Here is a 3,697-nt window from a genome sequence, read left to right as displayed (position 1 = left end):
TCGGGCGTGAAGACGTTGCCCGCCGTCAGGTAGTCGTGGTCGGCCTCGAGCGCATCGAGGACCTTGTCGAGCGAGCCCGGCACCTGCGGGATCGTCTTGGCCTCGTCCGGCGGCAGCTCGTACAGATCCTTGTCGACCGGCTCGTGCGGCTCGATCCGGTTCTGGATGCCGTCGATGCCCGCCATCAGCTGCGCCCCGAACGCGAGGTACGGGTTGCCCGACGCGTCGGGAGCGCGGAACTCGATGCGCTTCGCCTTCGGATTCGTGCCGGTGATGGGGATGCGGATCGCCGCCGACCGGTTGCCGGCGGAGTAGACGAGGTTGACGGGCGCCTCGTAGCCGGGCACGAGGCGGTGGTAGCTGTTCGTCGTCGGGTTCGTGAAGGCGAGCAGCGACGGGGCGTGCTTCAGGATTCCGCCGATGTACCAGCGGGCGAGGTCGGAGAGCCCGCCGTAGCCGGCCTCGTCGTAGAAGAGCGGCTTGCCGTCGTTCCAGAGCGACTGGTGGGTGTGCATCCCGGAGCCGTTGTCGCCGAACAGCGGCTTCGGCATGAACGTGGCGGTCTTGCCCCACTGCTTCGCCGTGTTCTTGACGATGTACTTGAACTTCAGGATGTCGTCGGCCGCGTGCACGAGCGTGTCGAACCGGTAGTTGATCTCGCCCTGTCCGGCGGTGCCGACCTCGTGGTGAGCGCGCTCGAGGATCAGGCCGGCGTCGATGAGCTTCAGCGAGATGTCGTCGCGCAGGTCGGCGTGCTGGTCGACCGGGCTCACCGGGAAGTAGCCGCCCTTGTACGGCGTCTTGTTGCCGAGGTTGCCGCCGACCTCCTCACGACCGGAGTTCCACGCGGCTTCGGACGAGTCGACCTTGTAGAAGCTCGAGCCCTGGGCGACCTCGTAGCGCACGTCGTCGAAGATGTAGAACTCGGCCTCCGGCGCGAAGAACGCCGTGTCCGCGATGCCGGTGGACGCGAGGTACTTCTCCGCCTTGTGCGCGATCTGGCGCGGGTCCTTCGCGTAGATCTCGCCGTTCCGCGGGTTGTAGATGTCGAAGACCATGATCAGCGTGCGCTCGACCCGGAACGGATCGACGTACGCCGTCGACACGTCAGGGATGAGCTGCATGTCCGACTCGTGGATGTTCGCGAAGCCGCGGATCGAGGATCCGTCGAACAGCTGACCCACCGAGAAGAAGTCCTCGTCCACGGTCGAGGCCGGGATGTTGAAGTGCTGCTGCACGCCGGGCAGGTCGGTGAACCTGATGTCGAGGAACTTGACGTCCGTGTCCTTGATGAACTTGATGACCTCGGACGAGTCGGTGAACTTGGGGGTCGGCATGCGGTGAGACTCTCCTGAACCTGCTGCTCGTGGGACTTCGGAAGGCAGACGGCCAACCCTATTGCGGGGGCCGTTTCGCCTTCGTGACCGCCCTGTTTCGGTGAGGTAAACCGAGTCAGGGAGTCGCCGTGGCGACCGGCGTGGCGCCGTCGGCGGGGGAGTCGAACGCGTGGGTGCGCAGCGCGTCGTCGACCGTCACGAGGGCGACGAGCAGGAATGCCAGCAGCACGAGCACCACCAGCGAGTTGCCCAGGCCGCGTCCGGGCACCGCCCGGTAGCGCGGACCGGTCGGGTCGCCCGCGCGAGGCGCCCACCCCGACGGGGACGGCGCGACGGGGGACCCGTACGCGGGCGCGCTTCCCGGATCGAGGAGCACGCCGCGGGCCCGCACCAGCGCGCCGAAGCGCTCGGCCGCCTCCCGCCGCTGCGCCGCGGTCGCGTTCGGCAGCACGTCCGGATGCACCCGTCGAGCGAGCCGCAGGAACGCCTTCTGCACGTCCGGTCCGGTCGCGTCGGCGGTGACACCGAGGAGCGCCGCCGCCTCGATCCTGGTCATCGGCGCGGCGCGGGGCTCACCTGCGAACGGCGCGGATCTTCGTGGGATCGATGCCCTTCGGGACCGGCAGGCCGGTCCCGAGCGACTCGAGCCGGTTGCTGACGGCCAGCACCTCGGCCCGCGTCAGCTTCGGCTTCAGTCGTGTCAGCCGTCGGCTGATCTGGTTCAGCCGGATCGCGCCGTCCTCATGGCCGACATGGAGCACGGTGACGGGCACGTTCGGGGCGACGCGGCCGACCTTGCGCCGCTCCTCGTCCGCGAGCCGCTGGGTTCGCGCCTTCGGACCCTCGACGATCAGCACGGCGCCAGGGCGGCCGACGACGCGGTAGATCGCGTCACGGGTGCGGCCGTTGACCGCGACCGGCACCTCGCTGCCCCGCCAGCCGCGGCGCAGCGACGTGCGGAGCACGGCGCCCACCGCGCCCGGCTGCCCCTCGAGCTGCGCATAGGCGGCCCGCTCCGCCCTGCGGTTCATGATGATGAGCGCCACGAGCCCGCCGCCGACGATGCCGAGCAGGATGTAGAGCACCAGGGTGAGGACGCTGCCGCCGGACAGCACCAGGGCCAGCGCGACGCCGACCAGGAGGGTGACGACGAACCCGAGCAGCATCCACCATTGCGCGGTCGGATCCGACCTCCGCGTCATCTGGAAGATCTGCCACATCTGCTTCACGCGGCCGGGCTCCTTGGCCACGCCGGCGCTCGTTCTCGCCATGAGGCCATGGTATCCGTTCCTCCCCAGCCCCCGGCGGACCTCGTCCCGCGGGGTCGACCGACGTCCCGATGCCTGGCCGGCCTCTCCGCCGCGCATGCTCGCCTCGTGAACGAGCTCGTCGGCTACGCGATCCGGTCCCGGTTCCCGAACGGGGACGCGCTGGCGACCGACGGCGGCGGGCTCCCCGTCCGTCTCGTCCGGATCGCTGAGGGCGACGAGCGCGGCGAGGCCGCCCTCGACGCCTGGCTGCGGGCGGAGGGCGACCACGTGCAGCGCGTGCTCGATCTCGGCACGGCGCCGAACGGCGATCTGGTCGTGGTGGTGCCCGAGGTCCCGATCGCCCTGGTCGATCTGGTCGCCGGTGCGCCGCTGGATGCGGGCGAGGCGCTGACGGTGCTCATCCCGATCGCGGAGGCCGTCGCTGCGCTGAACGCGGCGGGAGCGGCCCACGGTGCCGTCGGCGCGGCCGCCGTCGGCCTCACGGCGAGCGGATGCCCGGTGCTGCTGATGCCCCGCACCGCGACGGCGACTCCGGCCGGTCGCGGGGATGCGTCCGCGGCGGACCGCCGCGCGCTGGCGGCGCTGGCCACGCGGCTGCTGCCGCCGCCCGTTCCGCGGGAGGTCCTGGCCGCCCTCGAGCGCGATCCCGGCGGCTCGGCCGTCGAGCTGCTCTTCGCACTGGCCGAGCCGGAAGCCGTGCTCCTGCACCGATCCTCTGAGGGCCGTTCCGGCAGGGCGATCACGCCCGCGCGGCTCCTCGCCCCGGTGCGCCCCGCACCGGCGGAGGCTCCAGCTCGTTCGTCGCTGCCCGTCCGCCGCGCCGCTGCGGCTCTCGTCGGCCGGGCCCTTCACGGCGCCGTGCGTGTCCGCCGGCGGGTGTGGATCGCCGCGGGGGCGGCCCTCGCCGGGTTCGCCGCGGCCCTCGTGCTGCTTCCGGGCCATGATGCGGTCGTCCGGGCCGATCCCGTCCGCCCGGCGAGCGTCGCCGCCGTTCCGTCGCCGCCGACGTCGACCTTCGGCCCGCGCCGGGCCTCGCCCGGCCCTGCCGCGTCCACCGTCCCCGGCTCGACGGACCCCGCGCGCGCCGCC

3 protein-coding genes and 1 pseudogene are annotated in these 3,697 nt (G+C 71.8%); 1 reads left to right on the top strand and 3 read right to left on the bottom strand.

Annotation, left to right across the window (positions count from 1 at the left end):
* From glnA to JWQ92_RS13380, 3 genes are all read right to left on the bottom strand, one after another.
* On the bottom strand, positions 1-1,337 hold a 1,337-nt coding region (gene glnA, locus JWQ92_RS13390; protein WP_297344957.1), incomplete at its 3' end, for a type I glutamate--ammonia ligase.
* A gap of 115 nt (positions 1,338-1,452) precedes the next feature.
* Complete coding sequence (locus JWQ92_RS13385) at positions 1,453-1,893, bottom strand: J domain-containing protein (RefSeq protein WP_297344956.1); 441 nt, start codon at positions 1,891-1,893, stop codon at positions 1,453-1,455.
* A 16-nt stretch (positions 1,894-1,909) separates the two neighbouring features.
* Positions 1,910-2,608: a DUF4191 domain-containing protein gene (locus JWQ92_RS13380; RefSeq protein WP_297344955.1), complete on the bottom strand. Its 699-nt coding sequence runs from the start codon at positions 2,606-2,608 to the stop codon at positions 1,910-1,912.
* Between the two features lie 105 nt (positions 2,609-2,713).
* Here JWQ92_RS13380 and JWQ92_RS13375 point away from each other — a divergent pair.
* Positions 2,714-3,697, top strand: a pseudogene (locus JWQ92_RS13375) (hypothetical protein); the annotation flags it as partial.

Source organism: Amnibacterium sp., assembly GCF_025463795.1.
Taxonomy (GTDB): Bacteria; Actinomycetota; Actinomycetes; order Actinomycetales; family Microbacteriaceae; genus Amnibacterium.
Note: the sequence above shows the minus strand (reverse complement) of the source record. Positions and strands in the feature narration are given on the sequence as shown.